General features: G+C 65.5%; 22 protein-coding genes. 12 read left to right on the top strand and 10 right to left on the bottom strand.

The genetic code is table 11. The features are described from left to right. The first annotated feature begins 441 nt into the window (after positions 1–441). Positions 442–603, top strand: a complete 162-nt coding sequence (locus NBRGI_RS46285) for a hypothetical protein (RefSeq protein ID WP_162836665.1) — start codon at positions 442–444, stop codon at positions 601–603. A 6-nt stretch (positions 604–609) separates the two neighbouring features. On the opposite strand, the gene NBRGI_RS09930 is transcribed toward NBRGI_RS46285, so the two are convergent. The 3 genes from NBRGI_RS09930 to NBRGI_RS09920 form a co-directional block, all read right to left on the bottom strand. Further along, on the bottom strand, positions 610–1,011 hold the full coding sequence (locus NBRGI_RS09930) for a hypothetical protein (protein ID WP_029894757.1): 402 nt from the start codon (positions 1,009–1,011) through the stop codon (positions 610–612). A gap of 73 nt (positions 1,012–1,084) precedes the next feature. Beyond that, positions 1,085–1,702, bottom strand: a complete 618-nt coding sequence (locus NBRGI_RS45070) for a carboxymuconolactone decarboxylase family protein (RefSeq protein ID WP_051727633.1) — start codon at positions 1,700–1,702, stop codon at positions 1,085–1,087. Between the two features lies 1 nt (position 1,703). After that, complete coding sequence (locus NBRGI_RS09920; protein ID WP_029894754.1) at positions 1,704–2,012, bottom strand: hypothetical protein; 309 nt, start codon at positions 2,010–2,012, stop codon at positions 1,704–1,706. A gap of 417 nt (positions 2,013–2,429) precedes the next feature. On the opposite strand from NBRGI_RS09920, the gene NBRGI_RS09915 reads away from it, so the two are divergent. From NBRGI_RS09915 to NBRGI_RS09905, 3 genes are all read left to right on the top strand, one after another. Further along, a complete protein-coding gene (locus tag NBRGI_RS09915) occupies positions 2,430–2,630 on the top strand; it encodes a hypothetical protein (protein WP_029894752.1) in 201 nt (66 codons plus the stop codon). A 190-nt stretch (positions 2,631–2,820) separates the two neighbouring features. Next, the gene (locus NBRGI_RS09910) at positions 2,821–3,021 is read left to right on the top strand and encodes a hypothetical protein (protein WP_029894749.1); all 201 of its coding nucleotides are present in this window, start codon (positions 2,821–2,823) and stop codon (positions 3,019–3,021) included. Between the two features lie 68 nt (positions 3,022–3,089). Continuing rightward, positions 3,090–3,353 (top strand): hypothetical protein, encoded by a 264-nt coding sequence (locus NBRGI_RS09905; RefSeq protein WP_226887552.1) that lies wholly within the window; start codon positions 3,090–3,092, stop codon positions 3,351–3,353. A 52-nt stretch (positions 3,354–3,405) separates the two neighbouring features. Here the strand turns inward: NBRGI_RS09905 and NBRGI_RS09900 are convergent, their stop codons facing one another. Then, complete coding sequence (locus NBRGI_RS09900) at positions 3,406–5,700, bottom strand: MMPL family transporter (protein ID WP_029894745.1); 2,295 nt, start codon at positions 5,698–5,700, stop codon at positions 3,406–3,408. Positions 5,701–5,902: 202 nt separating this feature from the next. Next, on the bottom strand, positions 5,903–8,197 hold the full coding sequence (locus NBRGI_RS09895) for an MMPL family transporter (protein WP_029894743.1): 2,295 nt from the start codon (positions 8,195–8,197) through the stop codon (positions 5,903–5,905). 201 nt (positions 8,198–8,398) lie between these two features. On the opposite strand from NBRGI_RS09895, the gene NBRGI_RS09890 reads away from it, so the two are divergent. The 5 genes from NBRGI_RS09890 (at position 8,399) to tgt (ending at position 14,796) form a co-directional block, all read left to right on the top strand. Then, complete coding sequence (locus NBRGI_RS09890; protein WP_029894741.1) at positions 8,399–8,992, top strand: TetR/AcrR family transcriptional regulator; 594 nt, start codon at positions 8,399–8,401, stop codon at positions 8,990–8,992. A gap of 46 nt (positions 8,993–9,038) precedes the next feature. Next, positions 9,039–9,560, top strand: coding sequence for an RrF2 family transcriptional regulator (locus NBRGI_RS09885; RefSeq protein WP_029894739.1), 522 nt, complete (start codon positions 9,039–9,041; stop codon positions 9,558–9,560). Positions 9,561–9,723: 163 nt separating this feature from the next. Next, positions 9,724–11,457 (top strand): ABC transporter ATP-binding protein, encoded by a 1,734-nt coding sequence (locus NBRGI_RS09880; RefSeq protein ID WP_029894737.1) that lies wholly within the window; start codon positions 9,724–9,726, stop codon positions 11,455–11,457. Next, on the top strand, positions 11,454–13,373 hold the full coding sequence (locus NBRGI_RS09875) for an ABC transporter ATP-binding protein (protein ID WP_029894735.1): 1,920 nt from the start codon (positions 11,454–11,456) through the stop codon (positions 13,371–13,373). The genes NBRGI_RS09880 and NBRGI_RS09875 overlap by 4 nt, the downstream gene beginning before the upstream one ends. 178 nt (positions 13,374–13,551) lie before the next feature. Then, positions 13,552–14,796 (top strand): tRNA guanosine(34) transglycosylase Tgt, encoded by a 1,245-nt coding sequence (gene tgt / locus NBRGI_RS09870; protein ID WP_029894733.1) that lies wholly within the window; start codon positions 13,552–13,554, stop codon positions 14,794–14,796. Positions 14,797–14,824: 28 nt separating this feature from the next. Here tgt and NBRGI_RS09865 read toward each other — a convergent pair whose 3' ends face one another. Continuing rightward, positions 14,825–15,604 carry a queuosine precursor transporter gene (locus NBRGI_RS09865; RefSeq protein ID WP_029894731.1) on the bottom strand — a complete coding sequence of 260 codons (780 nt, stop codon included), beginning with the start codon at positions 15,602–15,604 and terminating at the stop codon, positions 14,825–14,827. Positions 15,605–15,633: 29 nt separating this feature from the next. Here NBRGI_RS09865 and NBRGI_RS09860 point away from each other — a divergent pair, with 29 nt between their 5' ends. Further along, positions 15,634–16,158: a DUF4190 domain-containing protein gene (locus NBRGI_RS09860; RefSeq protein WP_029894729.1), complete on the top strand. Its 525-nt coding sequence runs from the start codon at positions 15,634–15,636 to the stop codon at positions 16,156–16,158. Between the two features lie 70 nt (positions 16,159–16,228). Here NBRGI_RS09860 and NBRGI_RS09855 read toward each other — a convergent pair whose 3' ends face one another. From NBRGI_RS09855 to NBRGI_RS09845, 3 genes are read right to left on the bottom strand one after another with little or no spacing between them, the layout of a single operon-like run. After that, positions 16,229–16,942 carry an RDD family protein gene (locus NBRGI_RS09855; RefSeq protein ID WP_029894727.1) on the bottom strand — a complete coding sequence of 238 codons (714 nt, stop codon included), beginning with the start codon at positions 16,940–16,942 and terminating at the stop codon, positions 16,229–16,231. 47 nt (positions 16,943–16,989) lie between these two features. Next, entirely contained in the window at positions 16,990–17,907 is a 918-nt protein-coding gene (gene gluQRS / locus NBRGI_RS09850) for a tRNA glutamyl-Q(34) synthetase GluQRS (RefSeq protein WP_029894726.1), read from the bottom strand. Positions 17,908–17,955: 48 nt separating this feature from the next. Further along, positions 17,956–18,441: a DUF309 domain-containing protein gene (locus tag NBRGI_RS09845; RefSeq protein WP_029894724.1), complete on the bottom strand. Its 486-nt coding sequence runs from the start codon at positions 18,439–18,441 to the stop codon at positions 17,956–17,958. A gap of 301 nt (positions 18,442–18,742) precedes the next feature. On the opposite strand from NBRGI_RS09845, the gene NBRGI_RS49860 reads away from it, so the two are divergent. Both NBRGI_RS49860 and NBRGI_RS45065 read left to right on the top strand, forming a co-directional pair. Then, a complete protein-coding gene (locus NBRGI_RS49860) occupies positions 18,743–19,072 on the top strand; it encodes a DUF397 domain-containing protein (RefSeq protein WP_324192126.1) in 330 nt (109 codons plus the stop codon). Between the two features lie 295 nt (positions 19,073–19,367). Next, the gene (locus tag NBRGI_RS45065; protein ID WP_158439846.1) at positions 19,368–22,169 is read left to right on the top strand and encodes a tetratricopeptide repeat protein; all 2,802 of its coding nucleotides are present in this window, start codon (positions 19,368–19,370) and stop codon (positions 22,167–22,169) included. 1 nt (position 22,170) lies between these two features. Here the strand turns inward: NBRGI_RS45065 and qcrB are convergent, their stop codons facing one another. After that, positions 22,171–23,829 (bottom strand): cytochrome bc1 complex cytochrome b subunit, encoded by a 1,659-nt coding sequence (qcrB, locus tag NBRGI_RS09835; RefSeq protein ID WP_029894720.1) that lies wholly within the window; start codon positions 23,827–23,829, stop codon positions 22,171–22,173. Positions 23,830–23,886: the final 57 nt, after the last annotated feature.

The following is a 23,886-nucleotide window of genomic DNA, read 5'->3' as shown; positions in this document are numbered from 1 at the left end:
AACTACCATGACTCGGATTTCCGCGGGTGACGGTCTGCACGCGCAACCGGCGGCTGAGCCTGCCCCATCTGATACCGCAAAAGCCACTAAGAACTTTGATCCAGTTGCAGCAGAAGGCTTCTCGGAGCGGCGCGCGGCGCGCGGCGCGGCAGCTTTCAAGGCCATCGCGTACGACGCCTAACGAACGCATCCTGCATGACTCAACCACCTGCCGCCGCGCTCGATCCATCGGAGCGGGATCGCACGATGCTCTCCGCGTGCGCACCGACCCAGGTGAGCAGACCGTGCAGCTGCTCGGCCAATTCGGCGCCCATCGGTGTCAGCGCGTAGGTGACCCGGGGGGTGGGATGGTCGGTTCGACGATGCGTTCGGTGAAGCCGTAATCGGTGAACGTACGCAGATTCCTGGGAAGAGATCACGCCCGAACGGGCCAGGCGGGAAATGACCTGGCCACCAACGGAATACGCCGACTTCGTGCTGGCGGGCCCGGCCGCGACGGTCGAGACACCGGGGCCGTCGACCACCACGGTGGAGCAGGTCACCGGACCGCCCGCCCGCACCTACGCGCAGTGGGCGGCCGATCACGTCGCCGACTTCCGCTGACTACCGTCAGGAGATGCGCTGACAGGAACTTCCGGTGTCGAGTCCGGTGCCGATCACCTCGATGGAGGTGAACTTGGTCGAGGTGTAGCGGCCGGGCTCGCTCTGGATGGCGACGAGGTTCTGGCGGCCGACGCGCGTCGGCGTCCAGGTTGCGGTGACCGTGTTGTTCTCCGGGTGGTGCACGGCCTCGCCGGGGATGCGTTCCCCGTTGCCGGGAACGACCCCGCCGGATAGTACGAAGAACACCGAACCCGGCGCAATCACCGCGTCGGTGACCCCCGCCGTGACCGTGTACCGGCACCCGGTCAGCAGACCTTCGGCGCCGACGGCGACGCTGACATCGGCCACGTCGGCGGTGGCCGGTACCGCGAGCACCGCGCCGAAGGCGGTCAGAGCGACACCACTCACGATAATTCGAGCAATGGACCTACGCATCGTGCTACCTCCTCGGACAGGTGGGCATACGGGCGATCCAGGCGGTTCAGGTACCGCGTGAGAAGAGCCTAATCGGCGCCGGAACCCGGTAACCGAAGGATTTGATGAATCGGGCGCCGACCCGGGATCCGCGCTCGTCCAGTGCCGGGGCGCCGAAGGTGTTCAGCATCCGGTTGATCACGTTGAAGAACGTGCCCACCCAGACGGCCTCTTCGAAGGCTTCGGCCGAGACGCCCGCCTGCCGCACCTTGTCGGCATCGGCCGGCGTCAGGCCGTCGGGATCGCGGGTCATCCGCCGCAGGAATTCGATCATCGCCTGCGCTTCGGGGCGCAGGGGCGAGTCCCCGTTGCCGGTCAGCGCGCCATCCACCACGCCGATGTCGATGTAGGCGCCCGCGATCGCGTGATGCGCGGAGTAGCAGAACGGGCATTCGTTCGCCTCCGACGTTGCGGTGGCGAAGATTTCGCGTTCGGCCACGGTCCAGAACGACGGACCGCGCAACGACTGCTGGAACATGTCCGACAGGGGCGTGCCGAAGAAGCGATGCCGGTAGAACAGGAGTTTGAGCACCGCGGGCGGTTCCATTCGGCTGGACCGCCGGATGCCCCCGAGCACGGTCCGCGTTACCCGGTCATGTCCGGATTCGACTGCGCCGAGCCACATTTCAGTGTCCTTCCCAGGCGCGCCGGGCCGCACGTAGCCGCCGATCGGCCGCGCCGTAGGCCGCGAGGGCCGCGGCCTCGAAGATCTGGTCGTCGTTGTGTCCCGCCGCGGTGAGTCCGGCGATGGTGTCCGCGGTGGATCGGTACGAGTGCTGCGCGACCAGATCGGCGAAGGCGGCCAGTTCGGCCGGAATATCGCCGGCGCTGTCACCGATGGCGGTGCGTTGCCTGATCTTTCGCCGAATTTCGCTCGACAACTGGCCGGGGGAGGAAATCAAGTGCTCGCCGAATTGCCGCCACTTTTCGTCCATCGACTCATTCTCATCGATCGGTGCGCGGTGCGGCCCGCTATGGAAAAGTCACCTGTCTTTTGGCGGATTCGGTCGCAGCACGACGGTGTGCCCGTCCAGGTCGACGCCGCGCGGCGGTGGCGCGCCCTGCTGAAAGGGTCCGGCACAGGGGTGCGACGGCCCCGGCGCCGCATCCTGCTGCCGCGTGGAACCGCGTGCCATGCGTGTTCCCCCGTCACCGGATCGCCGCGCCTGAACCCCCGCTGACCTGCGCCGAAAGGCGGGACGCGCCTGCGGGATCGAGCCGGCGAGCAATAGTTCGGGCGGAGCGGATATTTCGGGCGAACCGGGGTATACGCCGGGTAGCAAGTTGCGGGAAGGACGAGATGCCGTATGCGCCGTCGAACTGTCCGCTCGAGACCGATGAGCGAGAGAAATATGAGAATCGGAAGCATTATTGTCTTGATCTGGTTGCTGATCGGCGTCATCGCCGCGGCCCAGCGGGACTACTTCGACAGCGGCCCGGTGAACTGCGCGGGCTTCGGCACGATCGCGGTCACGGTGATCGCGGGCCCGCTCAACTACATGGGCGTGAACCCGAAGGTCGACGATTGCAATGTGCCGCAACCGAGTCCGTAATCCACCGACCGTGATCCACTGAGCCGGCGCGCACCGGCCGGACCCTGCGGCGACGACCTCGCATCCGGTCTCCGGGTGCGAGGTCGGCCGCGTCTCGGCGACACAACAGACCGTCCTGTCGTGTTGGGCGCGTCGCGGCCGACCACCAGATAATGACGTTGCTCGAGATGCGCCGACGAACGAGGCAGTAATGAGACTTGGAAGCGTGATCGTCGTGCTCTGGTTCGTGATCGGCGTGATCGCCGCGGGCCAGCGCCATTACTTCGACAGCGGCCCGATCAACTGTGCGGGCTTCGGCAACATAGCGCTCACCGTGCTCGCGGGCCCGCTCAACTACGTCGGGGTGAACCCGAAGGTGCCCGACTGCAACGTGCCGCAGCCGAGTCAATAGGAAAAGCCCAGCATAAGTGGGTCGCGCCCGGGTATCTCCAGGTGGGGAGCACGGAAGGAAGCGATGCCATGCGCGACCGAGACACCCGCGACACCCGCGATATCCGTACACGGGGCTCCCGTCGTACGGGTACTCGCCTGTTCAGCACGCTGTTGCTCATCTGGTTGGTCATCGGCCTGCTGGCCGCGGGCCAGCGCCACTATTTCCAGAGTGGCCCGACGAATTGCGCGGGCTGGGGCACGATCGCCGTCACCACCATCGCCGGCCCGCTCAACTACTTCGGCGTGAATCCGAAGGTGTCGGACTGCGTCCTGCCCGAACCCAGTCAGTAGCGCGCCGGCGCGCCCCCACCCGGTGCGCGGATGGGGGCGCGTTTCGGATCGATCAGCCGACCGGCTGTTTCGTGGTGCTCGGGTGCTCTTGCCCGCGTAACGCGAACAGTTTGGCGCCTTCCACATCGATATCCGGCACGATCTTGTCCAGCCAGGCCGGCATCCACCACGCCCACTTGCCCAGCAACGCGAGCAGCGACGGAATCAGCACCATCCGGACCAGGAACGCGTCGAACAGCACGCCCGCCGCGAGCGCGAAACCCATCATCTTCGCGGTGACATCGGCCTCCAGCAGGAACGAGCCGAACACCGAGATCATGATGATCGCGGCGGAGGTGACCACCCGCGCGCCGTGGTGGTAGCCGCTGATCATCGCCTCCTTGGGCGGCTTGCCGTGCACGTATTCCTCGCGCATCCGGGTCACCAGGAACACCTGGTAGTCCATCGCGAGTCCGAACACCAAGCCGATCAACATGATCGGCAGGAAGCTGACGATCGCCCGCGGGTCCTGGATCAGGCCGAGCTTGCCCTCCTGGAAGATCAGCACGGTCGCACCGAAGGTGGCCGCCATGGAGAGCAGGAACCCCAGCGCGCCGGTGAGCGGCACCAGGATCGAGCGGAAGACCAGGATCAGCAGCACGAACGCCGCGCCCGCGACAATGGCCATGTACGGCACGATCTTGCTGAGCAGCACATGGTCGATATCGGCGTAGATCGCGGTGGTCCCGGTGATGCCGTACTTCATCCCGTATTCGGCATCGAGCCTGCCCTCGGCGTCGCGCGCGTCCCGGACCAGGTCCTTGGTGGTCTGGTCGTTCGGGCCCGACTTGGGTACGCCGTTGATCAGCGCGCCCTGCCCGTCCTGGCTCAGCTGCGGTTCGGTCACGTAGTCCATATCCGGATACGAGGTCAGCTCCGAGCGCAACGAGTTCAACGCGTCGGTGCGCCTGTCCGGTGCCACGCCGGTGAGATCGACCGCGATCTGCAGTACGCCGTTGCTGCCCTCGCCGAACCCGGACGTGCGCAGCTCGTAGGCCTTCCGGACGGTCGAGGTCTTCGGCATGCTGTCCTCGCCGGGGAGCCCGAGATTCATGTGCACCGCGGGCAGGGCGAGCAGGCCGAGCACCACCACGCTCAGGATCAGCGCCACCGCGGGCGCCTTGCCGATGAGCTGGGCGAAGCGCATGCCGTTGGTGACCGAGTCGTCGTCTTCCGGGTCGTGCTGGGCGATGAGCGGCAGCTTCGGCTTGAACAGGAACCGGCCGAACGCGCCGAGCAGCGCGGGCATCAGCGTGATCGCGGTGAGCACCGCGAACCCGGCGGCGACCGCGCCGCCGAGACCCATGAAGGTCAGGAATCGAACGCCGACGATGGCCAGCCCGACCAAGGCGATGATGACCGTCAGCCCGGCGAACACCACCGCTGATCCGGCGGTGCCGAGTGCGGTTCCGGCCGCTTCTTCGGGTGAATCCTGTACTGCGAGTTCGTGTTTGTAGCGCGAGACGATGAACAGCGCGTAGTCGATGGACAGCGCGATGCCGATCATCGAGGCGAGGAAGGTGGTGAAGCTCGGGATCGACAGGAACGCGGTGCCGAGGAAGATCAGCGAGGTGGCGGCGCTGAGCCCGACGATCGCGGTGATGATCGGCACGAAGGCGGCGACGATCGCGCCGAACGCCACGATCATCACGACCAGCGCCACGGCCATGCCGATGAGTTCGGACTTGCCGCTGGGCGCCTGCTGCTCCATCGCGATCGTGCCGCTCAGCTCCACCGTCAACCCGGCGGCGCGCGCCTGATCGGCCACGTCGTAGGCCGCCTTGCGATTGTCGGCGGTGATCTCGGTGAATTCCTTGATGGTGAACGGGACGCTGAAGAAGGCGACGGTCTCGGGCTCGGTCTTGTTGAGCACGTTCAACGGGGCGCCGCTGCATTTGGCCGGGTCCGGCTGGGCGACCAGGCAGCCCAGCTGCTCGGTGGCCGTGATCGGATTGGTGATCGGCTTGCTGTGGTCGACGATGTCGAGTTGGTTCAGCTTGTCCAGCAGCGCGTCGATGGACTGCCGATTGACCGGGTCGGTGAGCTTCTGCCCGGGTGGTGCGCCGATCACGTAGGTTCCCGTGACGGCGTCGAATTTGAAGGCCGCCGACATGCCGGGGAAGTGCTGGTCGAGAATCTGCGTCGCCCGTTCCGAGGGCAGGTTCGGCATGCTGAAGTCGTCGCTCATCGGCTCCTTCAGCTGGGTGCCGAGCCCGCCGAGCACCAGGAACAGGGCGATCCAGATGGGCAGTACCAGCCACTTGTGCCGGAAGGCGAACTTTCCCCACCGGTATAGATACACGGACACAGGGTTCTCCTCGCGGTGATCGGGTCGTGCCGGATCGGATCGAGCGACAAGCGCGCGGGCCGACAGCGCCCGCGGAACTACCGAGCTGGAGAGTCGAACTTCTTCTGAGTCTGCTGCGGACCAGTCACAAGATCAAGAACCGGCGCTGGATATGACTCGGCCCCGCACGCGAAATTCGCATGCGGGGCCGAATCGGGCCAGGTCAGCTGACGGCGACCGGTTCCTTCGCCGGGACGGCCGAGCGCTGCTGCAGTTCGCGCAGCTTCGTACCCTCCACGTCGATATCGGGCAGGATCCGGTCCAGCCACTTCGGCATCCACCAGCCCCACTTGCCCATCAGCACCAGCAGCGACGGGATCAGGATCATCCGGACGATGAAGGCGTCGAACAGCACGCCGGCCGCCAGCGCGAAGCCGAACGACTTCGCCGTCACGTCGGTTTCCAGCAGGAACGAGCCGAACACCGAGATCATGATGACCGCGGCCGAGGTCACCACGCGGGCACCGTGGTGGTAACCGGCGACGACCGCCTCGGTCGGGGACTTGCCCTTGACGAACTCCTCGCGCATGCGGGTCACCAGGAACACCTGGTAGTCCATCGCGAGGCCGAACACCAAGCCGATCAACATGATCGGCAGGAAGCTGACCAGCGGATGCGGGTCCTCGATCAGGCCGAACTTGCCCTGCTGGAAGATCAGCACCGTGGCGCCGAAGGTGGCCGCCATCGAGAGCAGGAAGCCGAGCGCCGCGGTCAGCGGCACCAGGATCGAGCGGAACACCAGGATCAGCAGCACGAACGCGGCGCCGGCGACGATCGCCAGGTACGGCACGATCTTGCCGAGCAGCACGTGGTCGACATCGGCGTAGATCGCCGTGCTGCCCGTGATGCCGTACTCCACCCCGAATTCGGCTTTCAGCTGTGCTTCCGCGTCGCGGGCGTCGCTGACCAGATCCTTGGTGGCCTGGTTGTTCGGACCGGACTTCGGCACGCCGTCGAGCAGCACGCCCTGTTTGTCCTCGCTCCACTTCGGTGCGGTCACGTAGTCCATGCCCGGGTAGGCGGCGAGCTTGTCCCGCAACGCCTTGACCGCGGTCTCGCGGACCTCGACCGGCACGTCGGACAGGTCGGCCGCCACGTTCAGCACGCCGTTGCTGCCCTCGCCGAACCCGGCGGTACGCAGCTCGTAGGCCTTGCGGATGGTCGAGGTCTTCGGCTGGCTGTCGTCACCGGGCAGGCCGAGGTTCAGTCCGGCGGCCGGTGCGGCGAGCGCACCGAGCACCACGACGCTCAGGATCAACGCGACCCACGGCGCCTTGCCGATCAACCGGCCGAAGCGCATGCCCATGGTGACCGAGTTGTCGTCTTCGGGGTCGTGCTTGGCGACGAGCGGCAGCTTCGGTTTGAACAGGAACCGGCCGAACGCGCCGAGCAGCGCGGGCATCAGCGTGATCGCGGTGAGCACCGCGAAGCCGGCGGCGATGGCGCCACCCAGACCCATGAAGGTCAGGAACTGCACGCCGACGATGCTCAACCCGGCGAGCGCGATGATCACCGTCAGGCCGGCGAACACCACCGCCGAACCCGCGGTGCCGAGCGCCGTGCCCGCGGCTTCTTCGGGCGAATCCTGTACTGCGAGTTCGTGTTTGTAACGGGAGACGATGAACAGCGCGTAGTCGATGGACAGCGCGATGCCGATCATCGAGGCGAGGAAGGTGGTGAAGCTCGGGATCTCGATCGCCGAGGTGCCCAGCATGATCAGCGAGGTGGCCGCACCGAGGCCCACGATCGCGGTCACGATCGGCACGAAGGCGGCGACGATCGCACCGAACGCCACGATCATCACGATCAGCGCCACGCCCATGCCGATCATCTCGGACTTGCCGCTGGGCGCCTGCTGCTTCATCGCGATCGAGCCGCTCATCTCGACATCGAGCCCGGCATTGCGCGCGTCGGAGGCCACGGCGTACGCGGCGTCGCGCTCCTTGTCGGTGACGTCGGTGAACTTCTTGATGGTGAACGGCACGTTCAGCACCGCGACCGAGTCGGGCGCGGTCTTGCTGAGCACGTTCAGCGGTGCGCCGCTGCAGGTCGCGGGGTCGGGGTTGGCCAGGCAGCCCATCTTCTCGGCCGCCTCGACCGGATTCATGACCGGCTTGCTGTGATCGACGATGTCGAGTTCGCCGAGCTTGGCGATGAACGCGTCGAGCGCGGCGCGGTTGGCCGGGTCGGTGAGTTTCTGTCCCGCGGGCGCGCCGATCACATAGGTGCCGGTGACCGCGTCGAATTTGAAGGCGGCCGAAGCGCCCGGAAAGTGCTTGTCCAGAATGTCGTTGGCGCGTGCCGAGGGCAGATCCGGCATGCTGAAGTCATTGCTCATCGGCTTGCTCAACTGCGCGCCGAGGCCGCCGAGCAGCAAGAACAGCAGCAGCCAGACAGGTAGCACGATCCATTTCCGGCGGAAGGCGAACTTCCCCCATCTGTATAGATACACGGACACGAAGGGTCTCCTAGCGGTGCTGAGGCGTGATGAATTCAGAGCCGGAGACAGCTACTCGCGGGGTTGCCCTGCCGTCCCCGCCTCCACTGACGCTTTCTGCCTACCGTGCGGTAGGTAGACTATCCGAGCGATAAGCGGAGGTACAACCTCAATTTCTCCGGCATGGTTAGCCCGGCGCACTAGTGGTGAGAGGATCATCCGATGGCTGCCCGTTCCACCCCCGACGGCATTGTCGCTGGTCGGGGCACTAAATCCGCGATCCGCGATGCCGCGGTGAAGCTATTCGGCGACAAAGGATTCGAGCAGACGAGTCTGCGTGAGGTCGCCGATGCGGTGGGAATCACAAAGGCATCGCTCTACTATCACTACGCTTCCAAGCTCGAATTGCTGCACGCCATCATCGATCCGATCATCGACCACCTGCGCTCGGTCGTGGTCGACATCGAGCAGCGACCGCACGACCCGGACACCATTCGGGACGTGCTGCGGAACTACCTGCGCGGCATGGTGTCGCACCGCGACGCCGGCGCGCTGGTGCTGCGCGACACCGTGACGATCGTCAACGCGGTCGCCGACCGGCATCCCGATCTCGTCGACGACGACCAGGCGCTGCGCGAATGGCTGGCCGGTCCGGACCCGACCGACGAAGCCAAGCTGCGCGCCAGCGCGGCGCTCGCGATGCTCGGGGTCGCGTTGATGTCCAAGGAGTTCGCGCCCGGCGCCGACGACGGCCTGGTGGAAGCCACGTTGCTGGACGCGGCGACGTGCGTACTCACCGCGCGAGATTGCGCGTAGATTGCAGCTACTTGACCGGAAACGCCGTACATCGCCAGGAGTCGCTGTGCACATCACCGCGAAGGTCGACTACGCGGTGCGGACGTTGCTCGAGATCGCCCGCGCATCGCAGCTGAGTCAGGCCCCGTCCGGGCTCGCCCCCGTCGTACCGGCGGCGCCGGTCGTCAAGGCGGACGCGATCGCGACCGCGCAGGGCATCCCGCCCAAGGTGCTCGAGACCGTGCTCAGCGACCTGCGCCGCGCCGAACTCGTGATCAGCAGGCGCGGGCCCGACGGCGGCTACTGGCTGGCCCGCCCGGCTGCGGAGATCTCCATCGCCGACGTGATCCGCGCGATCGAGGGACCGCTCGCGTCGGTGCGTGGTGAGCGTCCGGAGGACGTGACCTATTCTGGCGCTGCCGAATCTCTACAACGGGTCTGGATTGCGCTGCGCGTGAATATTCGTGCGGTACTGGAAAACGTGTCGATCGATGACATAGCCGACGATAGGCTGCCTGGGTTCATTGATGCGCTCACCGAAGACGCGGGCGCATGGGCGCGCAGAGAGCGTCCGCTGAATCAGACCTAGCATCCGCTGACTCGGGGATCGGCGCCGGCTGGATTAGAACGAGCGAAATAGCCGCTGCACGTCACCACCTTAGGCGCGAAAAGCGCCCCGACGGGAGGGTATTCATGCTGGTCAGGAGTCATCGTGACGCGCGTCACGGCAGCCGGGTAACCTGCGGTCCATCATGCTGATCCGACTGCTTCGTACCTACCTGGCCCCCTATCGCACGCAGCTGGCCGGGGTCGTTGTGCTGCAGTTGATCTCGGTGATCGCGATGCTGTATCTACCGAGCCTCAACGCCGACCTCATCGACAACGGCGTGACCAAGGGCGATATCGGCTACATCTGGAGCACCGGACTGCGCATGCTCGCGGTTACCGGCGTGCAGATCGTCGCCTCGGCCTGCTCGGTGTATCTCGGCGCGCTGGCGGCGATGAGCGCGGGCCGCGACCTGCGCGGCGCGCTGCTGCACCGGGTCGGCACCTTTTCCGCGCGCGAAGTCGGCATGTTCGGCGCACCGTCGCTGATCACCCGCAACACCAACGACATTCAGCAGGTGCAGCTGCTCATCGCGATGTCAGCGACCATCCTGGTGATGGCCCCGATCATGTGCATCGGCGGCATCATCATGGCGCTGCGCGAGGACTTCAGCCTGTCCTGGCTGCTGCTCATCGCGGTGCCGGTGCTCGGCCTGTCGATGGCCTTCATCATCAGCCGGATGGTGCCCGGCTTCCGGGACATGCAGACCCGCATCGACGAGGTGAACCGGGTACTGCGCGAACAGATCACCGGCATCCGGGTGGTTCGCGCTTTCGTCCGGGAACGCCAGGAGACCTGGCGTTTCGGCGTCGCCAACAATGAACTCACCGAGACCGCGCTGCGCGTGGGCAGGCTGATGGCGTTGATGTTCCCGACGGTGATGCTGATCAGCAACCTGACCGCGGTCGCGGTGATCTGGTTCGGCGGCAAGGCCGTCGACGAGGGCACCATGCAGATCGGCTCGCTCACCGCGATGCTGTCCTACATCATGCAGATCCTGATGGCCGTCATGATGGCCTCGTTCCTGGCCATGATGGCGCCGCGCGCCGCGGTCTCGGCCGACCGGATCGGCGAGGTGCTCGAGACCGAATCGTCGGTCGTGCCACCGAAACTGCCGCAGCCGTTCGCGGGTGACCCGGCCGACGTCGAATTCCAGTTCGCCGAGTTCGCCTTCCCGGGCGCGGAGAAGCCGGTGCTCAAAGCCATTCGCTTCCACGTGAAACCGGGCACCACGACCGCGATCGTCGGCTCGACCGGTTCCGGTAAGACCACGCTGCTCAACCTCATTCCGCGGTTGATGGACGTCACCGACGGTGCGGTGTACCTCGGCGGCACCGATGTGCGGCACGTCGATCTGGAACTGCTGCGTGCGCAGGTCGGGTTGATTCCGCAGAAGGCGTACCTGTTCTCCGGAACGGTCGCCAGCAATCTGCGCTACGGCAACCCCGATGCCACCGACGAGGAACTGTGGCGCTGTCTGGAGATCGCGCAGGCCGCCGACTTCGTGCGAGAGATGCCGCAGGGCTTGGAAACTCCGATCGCGCAGGGTGGCACCACGGTGTCGGGCGGCCAGCGCCAGCGGCTCGCGATCGCGCGGGCGCTGGTGAAGGCGCCGCGCGTCTACCTGTTCGACGACTCGTTTTCCGCGCTCGACGTGGCGACCGACGCGCGATTGCGCGACGCGCTGCGCCCGGTGACCAAGGACGCCTCGGTCATCATCGTGGCCCAGCGCATCACGACCATTCGCGACGCGGACCAGATCGTGGTGCTCGAAGACGGCGAGATGGCCGGCGTCGGCAGCCATGAGCAGCTGATGCGCGACTGCAAGGAATATCAGGAGATCGTCGCATCCCAGCTGAGCGCGGAGGAGGTTCGATGAGGCCAGGAATGCCCGGTCCGGGTGCGCCGGACGCCAAGGCGAAATCGTTCGGACCGTCACTGAAGCGCCTGCTGCGCAGGCTCGCACCGGAGAAGAAGTACGTCTGGGCCGTCGTCGTGCTCGCCATCGCCTCGGTGGTGCTGAACACCCTCGGACCGTACATGCTCGGCAAAGCCACCAACCTGGTCTTCGACGGGGTCGTCGGTAAGCAGCTGAAGTTCCCGCCGGGCACCACCAAGGAGCAGGCGGTCGAGTTCCTGCGGTCCAGGGGTGACAGCACTTTCGCCGACATGTTGAGTTCGATGGATGTGGTGCCGGGCGTCGGCGTCGATTTCGACGCGGTCGGCCGGGTGCTCATGGTGGTGCTCGCGCTGTACATCGGCGCGGCACTGTTCGGCTGGCTGCAGGCCTTCCTGCTGAACATCGTGATCAACCGGACGGTGAAGCGGCTGCGCAGCGACATCGAAGACAAGATCCATCGGCTCCCGCTGCGCTACTTCGACTCTCAGCCGCGCGGCGACGTGCTCAGCCGGGTCACCAACGACGTGGACAACGTGTCGCAGAGCCTGCAGCAGACCATGAGCCAGCTGATCGTCTCGGTGTTCACCGTGATCGGCATCCTCGGCATGATGTTCTGGATCTCCTGGCTGCTCGCCCTGATCGCGCTGCTCACGGTGCCCGCGGCGATCATCGTCACCGCGCAGATCGCCAAGCGGTCCAAGCCGCATTTCGTGGACCAGTGGAAGTACACCGGCGTGGTAAACGCTCAGGTCGAGGAGGCCTACACCGGTCACGAGATCGTCACCGCGTTCGGCCGCAGCCGCGAGGTCGGGCAGGAGTTCGACGAGCGCAACGAGCAGCTCTACCAGTCGAGTTTCAAGGCGCAGTTCATCTCCGGCCTGATCATGCCCGCGATCATGTTCCTCGGGAACGTGAACTTCGTGCTGGTGGCGCTGGTCGGCGGCCTGCGGGTCGCGACCGGTCAGCTCTCGCTCGGCGAGGTGCAGGCATTCATCCAGTACTCGCGTCAGTTCAGCCAGCCGCTCACCCAGATCGGCGCGATGGCCAACCTGCTGCAGTCCGGTGTCGCTTCGGCCGAACGGATCTTCGAGATCCTCGACGCCGAGGAGGAGAGCCCCGATCCGGAGCAGCCCGACGTTCGTCCGGTGGATCGCGGCGAGGTCGAGTTCGAGGGCATCTCCTTCCGCTACGAACCGGAAAAGCCGGTGATCGAACGGCTTTCGCTGATCGCCGAGCCCGGGCACGTGATCGCCATCGTCGGCCCGACCGGCGCGGGCAAGACCACGCTGGTGAACCTGCTGATGCGGTTCTACGAACTGGACTCCGGCACCATCACCATCGACGGTGTCGACATCACCCGGATCACCCGCGATCACCTGCGTTCCCGGATCGGCATGGTGTTGCAGGACACCTGGTTGTTCAAGGGAACCATCCGGGAGAACATCGCCTACGGCAGCCCGACCGCCAGCGAGGAAGACATCCTCGCCGCGGCCCGCGCGGCCTACGTCGACCGGTTCGTGCACGCGTTGCCCGAGGGCTACGACACGATCATCGATGAGGAGGGTTCCGGCGTCAGCGCCGGCGAGAAGCAGCTGATCACCATCGCGCGGGCGTTCCTCGCGAAGCCGTCCATCCTGATCCTGGACGAGGCGACCAGCTCGGTCGACACCCGCACCGAACTGCTGGTGCAGCACGCGACCGCGGCCCTGCGCCGCGATCGCACCAGCTTCGTGATCGCGCACCGTCTGTCCACCATCCGCGACGCCGACCTGATCGTCGTCATGGAGGCGGGCCGCATCGTCGAACACGGCACGCACGAGCGCCTGCTCGAGGAACGCGGACCGTACTACCGCCTGTACAACGCGCAGTTCGCGGCGGCCGCCGCCGACGCGTAGTCCATCGAGCGCGCCGCACGACAGACACCTCCGCTGTGCGGCGCGCTCGCGTCTGCCCCGTCGATTCCCGCACCCGTTCTGTGCTCACGCACCCGCTCTGCCCTGCGGCAACGGGTGCGTCGGCACAGAACGGGTGCGGGGAATCAGCGGGGGTGCGCGCACCTGGGAGGATGTCGGGGTGTCTGATCCCGGAAACTTCTCGTTCACCGTCGGTAATCGCCTCGACGGGCGGCACGGCCGCTCGGGTGTGATCAGCACGCCGCACGGGGAGATCGCCACGCCCGCGTTCATTCCGGTGGGCACCAAGGCGACGGTGAAAGCCGTGCTGCCGGAAACGATGCGGGAGATCGGGGCACAGGCGCTGCTGGCCAACGCCTACCACCTGTACCTGCAGCCGGGATCCGACATCGTGGACGAGGCCGGTGGGCTGAGCAAGTTCATGAACTGGCCGGGTCCGACCTTCACCGACAGCGGCGGCTTCCAGGTGATGTCGCTGGGCGTCGGGTTCAAGAAGGTGCTCGCGATGGAGGCGGTCGACGTCCGCAGCGACGACGTGATCGCGAAGGGCAAGGAGCGGCTGGCCACCGTCGACGACGACGGTGTCACCTTCCGCTCGCACCTGGACGGTTCGAAGCACCGGTTCACCCCCGAGGTGTCGATGGGCATCCAGCACGAGCTGGGCGCCGACATCATGTTCGCCTTCGACGAGCTCACCACGCTGCTCAATACCCGCGGCTACCAAGAGAAGTCGTTGCAGCGCACGCACGAGTGGGCGCAGCGCTGCATCGACGAGCACGAGCGGCTGACCGCGGCCCGCACGCACCGCCCGTACCAGGCGCTGTTCGCGGTGATCCAGGGCGCGCAGTACGAAGACCTGCGGCGCAAGGCCTGTCGCGAACTGGAGGCGATCCGCGGTAGCGGCGGCACAGGTTTCGACGGCTACGGCATCGGCGGCGCGCTGGAGAAGCACAACCTGGGCACCATCGTCGGCTGGTGCTGCGATGAGCTGCCCGAGGACAAGCCGCGGCACATGCTCGGCATCAGCGAGCCCGAGGACATCTTCACCGCCGTGGAGAACGGGGCCGACACCTTCGACTGCGTGAATCCGTCCCGGGTCGCGCGCAACGCCGCCATCTACGTGGCCGAGGGCCGGTTCAATATCAACACCGCGCGCTTCCGCCGCGATTTCACGCCCATCGACGAGACCTGCGACTGCTACACCTGCGCCAACTACACGCGGGCCTACCTGCACCATCTGTTCAAGGCGAAGGAAATCCTCGCGGCCACGCTCTGCACGATCCACAACGAGCGCTACACGATCCGGCTCGTCGACCGCATCCGCGCCAGCATCGAGGGCGGATATTTCGACGAGCACAAGGCTGAAACCCTCGGCCGCTGGAAAGGGCGCATCGCGACGCCATAACGTGCACCCGACCGCGGCCGAGGACGAATCAGCTGAGTAGTGCGGAGTTCTCGCTGGGCGCGTACGTCGGCTCGTGCTTCTTCAGCCAGGCGATCACGCGATAGGTGATCGGCAGCACGATGACCTCGGCGAGGGTCTTCCAGAGGAAGCCGACGATCACGTAGTTGACGAACTGGCTCCACGAGTCGATGCCGATGGCGGTGGCGGCGATCGAGCAGAAGATCAGGGTGTCACCGAATTCGCCGACCACGGTGGAACCGATCAGCCGCGCCCACAGGTGCTTTTCCTTGGTCTTTTCCTTGATCAGCACCAGCGTCGCGGAGTTCAGCATCTCGCCGACGAAGTAGCCGGCCAGGCCGGCGGCGACGAGCTGGGGCGTGGTGCCGATGACGGTGCGGAACGCGTCCTGATTCTCGTAGAAGCTCGCGGCGGGCAACTCGATCGCGATCTTGAAGCACACCACGGTCAGCAGCAGGACGCCGAAGCCGTAGTAGATCGCCCGGCGGGCCGATTTGAAGCCGTAGATCTCGCTGAGGACATCGCCGAGGATGTAGGCGAGGGGGAACAGGAACCAGGCGCCGTCGGTGCTGATCGGCAGCACCTCGATCGGGCCGATTTTCACCGAGTGGTCGGTGAAGAACTGCACGCCCTTGGTCGCGCAGATATTGGAGATGATCAGGGTCGCCGTGAACAACGCCACGATCGGTGTGTAGTACCCCCGCGCCACCTGGGCAAATGCCGCATGTTCCGGTGCGGGGCGCCCAGGTTCTGGGACTTCGGTTTCATTGAGCTGACTCACGGGCTTCATCCAACCAGGTTGTGGAATACCCTGTAGCAATGACGAATCCCGGCGATTCCGACGAATGGTGGAAGCAGTACGGTGGCCAAGGCGTGTCGCCGGAATCGGGGGCGTCCAGCTCGGTTCCGCAATACCCGAACGCTGAGCAACCATCCGGATACCCGTCGGCGCCGCAATACCCGCAGCAGCCCGCCCAGCCGATGACACCCCCGCCGCAACCGCAGTACCAGCCGGGGTATCAGCAGCCGGCCCAGCCCTATGGCCAGCCGCAGCCGAACTACGGGTACCAGCCCGCGTATCAGCCGTACGGGGTGCCGCAGCAGCAGGGCACCAACGGCATGGCGATCGGCGCGCTGATCTCCTCGCTGGTCGGATTCTTCACCTGCGGTATCGGCTCGATCGTCGGCATCATCCTCGGCGTCGTCGCGCTGGGCCAGATCAAGCAGACCGGTCAGGAAGGCCGCGGCATGGCGCTGGCCGGCATCTGGATCGGCGTCGGCATGATCGTGCTCGCCGTCCTGTGGTTCGTCGTGGTGATCATCGCGGGGGTCAGCGGAGCCTGACCCGCGAAAACGTCAGGGGCGCACCCGGATATCGGGTGCGCCCCTGCTCGCGTACTGCGGCCGATCGGCGTCAGGCCTTGACGACCTGGGTGCCGCCGGCGAACTTGTCGTGCCAGCCCTGCTTGTTCGGGTCCTGCGAGATGGTGACCATGATGTAGATGGCGAGCACCAGCGAGACCAGACCGCCGACGCACGGGATGATGTTCGCCGCGACGAACACGTTGCGCTTCAGCGAGGTGACCGGATCGATCTTGGCCGCGCCGCCGGGCGCGAGCACCTTCAGGCCGAGCACCTTTTTGCCGAGCGTGGTGCCCTGCGAGGTCTCCATGCCGACGAAGTAGCCGAGCTGAACCAGGGTCCAGAGCAGGCCGAGGCCGATGGTCAGGCCGAGGCTGTTCTTCACCAGGATGTAGATGATGAAGTACGGGATATAGAGGATGAGGGCGTCGATGACACGCGCGCCGATGCGGGTGCCGAGGTCACCCGGCTGGCCGCCGTAGTTGTTGAAGCCGCCCGGTTGCTGCGGGTACTGGCCGTACGCATCCTGCGGCTGCTGGCCGTATTGCGGCTGCTGACCGTATTGCGGCTGCTGGCCGTACTGGGGCTGCTGACCGTATTGCGGCTGCTGACCGTACTGCGGCTGACCGCCCTGGGGGAACTGTTGGCCGCCCTGCGGATACTGCTGACCGCCTTGCGGATATTGCTGGCCGCCTTGCGGGTACGGCTGCCCATACGGCTGCCCGCCCTGCGGATACTGGTTGGGGTCGTACCCACCGCTTGTCATAGTTGTTTGTCCTCGTCGAGTGATCAGTAGTTGGACGAATGCGTACGTTACGGACATCGACTGCGTTGCAACAACCCATTCCCGTCGAGTATCCACGGTTCGCGCGGCAGATGTGCCGGGTCGAAACTGTCGAGGAGCTCTGCCGACGAGGTCGCCGCGTAGCCGAGCGAGGCGGCGATCGCCGCCACTATCTGTTCGGGCGTGTTGCCGAGGGCCAGCTGGTCCGCGAGGGTCACCGCGCCGTCCCGTTTGGCAAGCCGCTTGCCCTCGGTATTGAGCACGAGCGGGACGTGGGCGTAGCGCGGGACCGGCAACTCGAGCAGCGTCGCCAGGTAGGCCTGGCGCGGTGTGGAGGAGAGCAGGTCGTCTCCGCGCACCACTTGATCGACGCCCTGCGCCGCATCGTCGACCACCACCGCGAGGTTGTACGCGGGAACGCCGTCGCCGCGCCGCAGCACCACGTCGTCCACCGCGCCGCGGTAGCGCCCGTGCAGTTCGTCGACGATCTCGAATTCGGTCGCCGTGGACCGTAGCCGCGACGCGGCCGATCGTCCTTCGGCCAGGAACGCCGCTCGTGCCTGCGCGGTCAGCGTGCGGCAGGTACCCGGGTAGGCGCCCATCGGGCCGTGCGGGGCCGTCACCGCCTGCTGTATTTCTCTTCGCGTGCAGAAACATTCGTAGGTGCGCCCGGCGGCGGTGAGCCGATCGATCGCGGCCTCGTAGAGCGGGCGCCGCTCGGATTGCCGGACCACCGGGCCGTCCCAGTCCAGTCCGATCGCGGCCAGATCGGCCAGCTGTCGTTCCTCGGCGCCCGGGCGGACCCGGTCGAGATCCTCGACCCGGATCAGGAAATCGCGCCCGGTCGATCGGGCGAAGGCCCAAGCGAGTAGGGCGGTGCGCAGGTTGCCCACGTGCAGATCGCCGGACGGGCTCGGGGCGTAACGGCCCGCGCCCGGTTCAGACACGAGCCCGATGTGTCAGCAACGACGTGGGCACGCACGCCATCGTAGAGGTCAGCCGCACAGCCGCGGCTTGAGCTCCTCGGGTGCGATCGGACGTTGCGCGTCGACGGCGGCGAGCAGCGCCTCGGCGTAGGCGACGAGCCCGGCGCGGTCGATGCCGTACGGCGCGTCGGCCTCATCCTCGGGCCGGAACTCGGTCAGACGGGTCACCGCGCGGGTCAGCAGGGTGCGCGCGCCCTTCGGATTACCGCGCTGGATGTGTGTGACACCGACAGCGAGCTGTGCGAGAGCCTGCCACAGCATCCGTTCGGCGAACGGTCCGTTCTTCCACGCGGCCTCTAATACCTCGTGCGCGTTGAATGCCAAACCATCGTCCAGCAGTTGCTGAGCGAAGATGAGTGTTTGCTGCGGGGGTAATTCAAGATCATCGGGAATTCGGGCAACTCCGACACTTCCGGACGGCAGTGGGCGCCCCAACCGGTCTCGCGGACGAGAGTTCCGGGCGCGACCTGCATCGTCGCGATCGCGGTCAACCATGCCTTCCATCATGCCCGGTGCCGGCGATGTCGTCGATGAGACGTTGTCCAAAGAAAGAACTTTTGACGGATCACGGAGCAATTACATCCGATCAAAAGTTACCCGAAGAGCGCCGACGGGAATGCTCGCTATGAGCTGGCAATGTTTCCGCAACTGTTAATCTTCGCAAACGTGGCAGATGCGAATGTTTGAAACAGCAAGAAGTGGGCAAACTTTCGATAGACCTGCTAAGGTCTAGTCGCGGGGGCAGCCCTTGAGAATGGTGTTTGCACCTAGTAGTACGGGGTGATGATGTCGCACCGTGGAAACCGCGTGCCAACACTGCGCATTAAACGCATGCGGTGGCCCCTGTGAGTGTCCGGTGCGAGCGGAATCATGTCAGGTAATTCTCGTTCTCGACGCAGGCGAAGGAGCTAGTGCCGTGAAAGTTGATCTGACGGGCGCTGTTTGGCGTAAGAGTAGCTTTAGTGGACCCGACGGGGCATGTGTCGAAGTCGCCTTCCTCGATGGTGGCAATGTGGCCGTTCGCGACACCAAGGCACTTGGACGCGGTCCGGTACTCGCCTTCACTCCGCGTGAGTGGGACGCGTTCCTCGGTGGGATCTTGACGGGAGACTTCAGGGGCATCTGAACTTCCGGCTCCGTATCTGCCTCGGGTCCTTGTCGGCTTGAGGCAACCTCGGTGTTCATTCCTCGGACGTTCGTTTCGGCTCGATCCTGGCATCAAAGGGTAGGCGGCCCGGTATCTTCGTACCATGGGTGGGAGGCTTGCGCTCGTCGTTGGGTCTGAGTGTAAAGCTCTGGGCGAGTTGGGCTTTCCATTACAACTAGCCACTGACCTGCATTCCCGTTTGACGACGTTGGGTGAGTGGGAATCTGCGCGCAGCACCGACGGGCCACTGCTGAACCCGACGACTCTCGAGTTGGTGGCAGAGGTCAAAGCTGCCTTCGCCCTCGCCGCCCAGCGGCAGGCCGCGCTACTGGTGAGTTTTATCGGACATGGCGTGGCTACCGGTGGCGGTAACTTCTTTCTTCTCGCGCATGACTCCCCGTTGCACCCGGAGTCCGATACCGCGCTGCACGTTGTTCAGGTGCTGAGCGAGCAGTTGGACAGACATGCCGTCGACGGATTGATCGTGCTGATCGACGCCTGTGAGACACAGCAGAGTCTGAGTGGTGCGGCCCGGCACTTGACCGATCGGATCGAGTTGTCCGCGCGACGGATCGAGTTGCTGGTGGCGACCGGCGACGACGCTGCGTACGGCGGGTGTTTCACTCGAACCACGGTGTCGGTCTTCGATCGAGGTCTGCCCTTGCGTGGGGAGAATCTCTTGCCTGCAGACCTGCTCGATCCGTTGGAACTCGAGTGCACTCGGCAAATCCCCGGGCATCTCGGCGTCGCTTACGGGGGCGATCCAGGCCTGTGGTTGGTTCCCAACGCGGCGCGCCGAAACGATGCGGTGTGGGGAAGGCCCACAGCCGGTTTGGTGGATCAGCTCACTAACGGCCTGCTCATCACCGAGACCATGCGGCGCCATCTCGCCGAGATCGTGAACGATGGCTCCCATCGATTGCGCGGGGTGGTCGGTCCGGCGGGGTCCGGCAAATCGACGCTGATGTCGTTGTTGATCCGCCCCACCTCTCTGGCGCGGCCCCGGTTCACCTCCGAGTACATCGCGGCGGCGGCGTTCGTCTCGGCGGCCAGCTCGATCGAATCGCTTGCACGAGAGTTGCACGACCAGATGCGCCGTCGCGTGGACGGCTTTGCTTCCGTTGCCGCGGCCGTCATGGCCGCCGGCGCAGACGATGAGACCGCTGATGTGTTCGATCTGTTGGTGCTCGAACCGTTGGCACGCATCGAATCGAATTGGGAGCCGGTCAATCTCGTGATCGATGGGATCGACCAGGCCGAACCCGGTGTGCGGCAGCTGATCGTGAGTGCCATCGCGGACCTCGTGGGTCGAGCGGAGCTTGCGCACGTGAGGCTCATCGTCGGGATCCGTTCCGGGACCGGTATCGACGAACTGCCCACCTTCGCGGATATGCACCGCGTCGAGCTGCGTCCACCTACGGCAGGAGAAATCGTCCGATCGATCGCGACGCGTGAGCGTCGAAGCGATCCGCTCCGGGAACAACGAGTCGCCGAGTTGTTGCAGCAGACCGATGCCGGTGGTTGGCTGCTCGCCCGGCTGCTGAACGAGATCAGCGACGACCGCGTTCTCGAGGTTGTCGCAGACGGTGGCCTCACGGGGTTGCTCGAGGAACGGATCCGTTGCGCGCTCGGGCCGAGTGCGCCTGCGCCGATCAGCGTGATCGCGGCGGTGCTGGCCGTTCTCGCCGCCGCGGGTTCGGGTCCGATATTGCCTGTCGAGCTGTTGCACGATGCTGTGGCTGTGCTCGGCCACCAGCTCCCTGTTCGGGACATACGTGACATCGTGGTCGAGTTCGGGGTCCTGGTCAGCAGGGGCAACTCGGGAACCGGGCATGAGATGCTGGGGCTGAGCCATCAAGACTTTGTGGACTCCACGCAGAAGGAAGCCGCCCGGCTGGGCGTGTCGGAGACCGCTGCGCATCGAGCGATCTCGACCGCGATACTCGCGGCAAGTGGCGGTCCCACGGCGGAGTACGCCCGCGCCGCGGGCGTCCGCCATCATTTGGCCTGTGGAGATTCCGAGGCAGCCGTGCAACTGCTTGCCACTTCGGAGACCGTGCGGGCCAGTGATAACCGAGACATGTGGTCCGCGTGGCTTCCGCTTTTCGTGGAGACGCTCGGATCGGTACATCCCGATTGCCGCACCGCCCGATTCCATCTCGCTCATTGGCTAGGGGAATCCGGCGATTTGTCTGCTGCCGTGGCAGGTTTCGAGAGCCTGCTGGCCGAGAGTTCGGCATCGATCGGCTCCGATGAGGTCGAGATCTTGCTGATCCGAGGCTGTTTGGCGCATTGGCGGGGAAGCTGTGGTGGTGTCGACGAAGCTGTTCGAGAATTCGAGCGACTGCTCGTGGACTGTGTGCGAGTGCTGGGGCCGGACCACCCGGATACTCTCGACGTCCGAGACGATCTGGCCGACTGGCGCGGTGAAAGCGGCGACGTAGCCGCAGCCGTGGCTGAATATGAGCAGTTGCTTGTGGATAGTTTGCGAATCCTTGGACCCGATGATCTGGATACGTTGGCGACGCGGCGCAACCTCTCGTATTGGCAGGGGTTGAGCGGTAACCGGGCCGGAGCGATCCAAGGACTGGAGGCGGTGCTTGCCGACTGTATCCGGGTGTTCGGGCCGGACTCACTTCTGACTTTGAACACCCGTCAGAATCTCGCGAATCTGCGTGCGCGCGAAGGGCACCTTGAAGAAGCTGTGCGCGAATTGGATTCGCTAGTGCACGACCTGCCGAAGCTGATCGGACCCGACCATCTCGACACTCTCGCCGCGCGCGGAAATCTTGCCGCGTGGCGGGGCGAGAGTGGCGATGTGGCGGGGGCGGTCGCCGGGTATGCAGCGCTGCTCGCCGACCGACTCCGGGTTCAAGGACCCGATCACCCCGACACGCTCCGGGCGCGCCATAACCTTGCGGCATGGCGCGGACGAAGCGGCGACGTAGCGGCGGCTGTAACTGGTTTCGCGGAACTTCTGCGTGATCGTTTGCGGCTGCTGGGGCCCGAGCACCCCGAGGTGGCTGCCACAAACGACCAGCTCACTTTATGGAAATCAAAACAAGCCGCAGACTAGGTCAGCTATCGGGCGAACCGTTTCCGTGGGAACCATTGCCGTTGCGCTGATCTCGTTCCTGGTAATCGCGCAGCACAGCGAGTTGCTTGCGCTCTTCGGCGTGGTCGGTTTCGTGATTGCGCTCCGACTCCTGCCAGGGGTCGGCCCGCAGGAAGCTGCCGGTGCCGGGTTTGCCGGCCAGGCCGAGCTTGCTCATCTTCTTGGGGACCGGTGCGCCCTGGTATTCCAGCGGGATCGGGTGGCCGTGCTCGTCGACCGGGCCCAGCGGCTGGTGGATCTCGATGTACTCGCCGTGCGGCAGGCGCTTGATCACGCCGGTCTCCACGCCGTGCTCCAGCACTGCCCGGTCGCTGCGCTGCAAGCCGAGGCAGACGCGGTAGGCGACGAAGTAGGCCAGCGGCGGCAGCAGGAGCAGGCCGATCCGGCCGGTCCAGGTGGTCGCGTTCAGCGAGATGTCGAATTTGTAGGCGACGATGTCGTTCACGCAGGACAGCGTGAGCACCACGTAGAAGGCGATCGCCATCGCGCCGATCGCGGTGCGCACCGGCACGTCACGCGGACGCTGCAGCAGGTTGTGGTGCGCCGCGGTGTCGCGGGTGAGCCGTTTCTCGATCCACGGGTAGGTGATCAGCACCGTGAACACCACGCCCATGAGCAGTGCGCCCCAGACCGGCGCGGGCACCGTGTAGCGGCCCAGATACAGCTCCCACGGCGGGATCAGACGCATCATGCCGTCGGTCCACATCATGTAGAAGTCCGGCTGTGAGCCCGCGGAGATCTGTGCGGGGTTGTAGGGACCCATGGTCCAGATCGCGTTGATCTGGAAGACGCCGCTCATGATCGCGACGATGCCGAGCGTGAAGGCGAAGAACGCACCCTGATCCAGCGAGAACACGGGGACGATACGGGCGCCGATCACGTTCTTCTCGGTGCGACCCGGGCCGGGGTACTGGGTGTGCTTCTGGTACCAGACGAGCGCGATGTGCGCGGCGATCAACGCGAGCATGATGCCGGGGAACAGCAGCACGTGCGCGATGAACAGGCGCGGAATGATGATGGTGCCCGGGTAGTCGCCACCGAACATCAACCAGTGCAGCCAGGTGCCGATGATCGGCATGCCCAAGGTGATGGACGAGAACGCGGCGCGCAGGCCGGTGCCGGAGAGCAGATCGTCGGGCAGCGAGTAGCCGAAGTAGCCCTCGAACATGGCCAGGATCAGCAGCAGCGAGCCGATCACCCAGTTCGCCTCACGCGGCTTGCGGAACGCGCCGGTGAAGAACACGCGGAACAGGTGCACGATGATCGATGCCGCGAAAAGCAGTGCGGCCCAATGGTGGACCTGCCGGACGAACAGGCCGCCGCGCACCTCGAAGGAGATGTTGAGCGCCGTCTCGTACGCTCGCGACATGGTGACACCGCGTAGCGGCTGATAGGACCCGTCGTAGACGACCTCGGTCATCGACGGGTCGAAGTAGAGGGTCAGGTAGATGCCCGACAGCAGCAGAATGATGAAGCTGTACAGCGCGATCTCGCCGAGCAGGAACGACCAGTGGGTCGGGAAGACCTTGTTGATCGACCGCTTCAGGAACGCGGCGGCGCGATATCGCTCGTCGGCGGAGTCCGCCTGTGCGCTGACCTTGTTACCAAGTTGAGTTGCCATATCCGACACCCCGCCCACGAGAAGTGATTTGCTTCTACTACAGACGGTAGCAACGGA

The organism is Nocardia brasiliensis IFM 10847, assembly GCF_000710915.1.
Lineage (GTDB): Bacteria > Actinomycetota > Actinomycetes > Mycobacteriales > Mycobacteriaceae > Nocardia > Nocardia brasiliensis_A.
Note: the sequence above shows the minus strand (reverse complement) of the source record. Positions and strands in the feature narration are given on the sequence as shown.

Excerpts from the sequence above, each read along its gene's own strand:
- NBRGI_RS46285 (WP_162836665.1), top strand. The coding sequence starts at position 442 with ATGACCTGGCCACCAACGGAATACGCCGACTTCGTGCTGGCGGGCCCG.
- NBRGI_RS45070 (WP_051727633.1), bottom strand. The coding sequence starts at position 1,702 with ATGTGGCTCGGCGCAGTCGAATCCGGACATGACCGGGTAACGCGGACC.
- NBRGI_RS09920 (WP_029894754.1), bottom strand. The coding sequence starts at position 2,012 with ATGGACGAAAAGTGGCGGCAATTCGGCGAGCACTTGATTTCCTCCCCC.
- NBRGI_RS09915 (WP_029894752.1), top strand. The coding sequence starts at position 2,430 with ATGAGAATCGGAAGCATTATTGTCTTGATCTGGTTGCTGATCGGCGTC.
- NBRGI_RS09910 (WP_029894749.1), top strand. The coding sequence starts at position 2,821 with ATGAGACTTGGAAGCGTGATCGTCGTGCTCTGGTTCGTGATCGGCGTG.
- NBRGI_RS09905 (WP_226887552.1), top strand. The coding sequence starts at position 3,090 with ATGCGCGACCGAGACACCCGCGACACCCGCGATATCCGTACACGGGGC.
- NBRGI_RS09890 (WP_029894741.1), top strand. The coding sequence starts at position 8,399 with ATGGCTGCCCGTTCCACCCCCGACGGCATTGTCGCTGGTCGGGGCACT.
- NBRGI_RS09880 (WP_029894737.1), top strand. The coding sequence starts at position 9,724 with ATGCTGATCCGACTGCTTCGTACCTACCTGGCCCCCTATCGCACGCAG.
- NBRGI_RS09875 (WP_029894735.1), top strand. The coding sequence starts at position 11,454 with ATGAGGCCAGGAATGCCCGGTCCGGGTGCGCCGGACGCCAAGGCGAAA.
- NBRGI_RS09865 (WP_029894731.1), bottom strand. The coding sequence starts at position 15,604 with ATGAAGCCCGTGAGTCAGCTCAATGAAACCGAAGTCCCAGAACCTGGG.
- NBRGI_RS09860 (WP_029894729.1), top strand. The coding sequence starts at position 15,634 with ATGACGAATCCCGGCGATTCCGACGAATGGTGGAAGCAGTACGGTGGC.
- NBRGI_RS09855 (WP_029894727.1), bottom strand. The coding sequence starts at position 16,942 with ATGACAAGCGGTGGGTACGACCCCAACCAGTATCCGCAGGGCGGGCAG.
- NBRGI_RS09845 (WP_029894724.1), bottom strand. The coding sequence starts at position 18,441 with ATGGTTGACCGCGATCGCGACGATGCAGGTCGCGCCCGGAACTCTCGT.
- qcrB (WP_029894720.1), bottom strand. The coding sequence starts at position 23,829 with ATGGCAACTCAACTTGGTAACAAGGTCAGCGCACAGGCGGACTCCGCC.